General features: G+C 61.2%; 1 protein-coding gene. It reads left to right on the top strand.

The window, feature by feature from the left end; genetic code table 11:
* Positions 1-250: transposase (locus U869_RS0128855; protein WP_029988768.1), on the top strand; the 250-nt coding region annotated here is incomplete at both ends.

Here is a 250-nt window from a genome sequence, read left to right as displayed (position 1 = left end):
CAAGCGCTCACCCGCCTCGCCCCTGAACGTATCGTGATGGAGGCCACCGGCGTCTATCACTTCGACCTCGCAGTGGCTCTGGTCCGTGCGGGGTTGCCTGCCTGCGTGATTAACCCGCGCAGCTACCATCACTTTGCTGCCATGAAGCTCAGTCCTTCCAAAACCGATGTCACGGACGCCGCACTGCTGGCCGAATACGGAGAATGTATGAAGCCCGCGCTCTGGACTCCACCTGATGACGCCTGCCTTG

The sequence above is a fragment of the Serratia sp. H1w genome (assembly GCF_000633355.1).
GTDB lineage: Bacteria > Pseudomonadota > Gammaproteobacteria > Enterobacterales > Enterobacteriaceae > Chania.
This window is presented reverse-complemented; position numbering and strand designations above follow the sequence as displayed.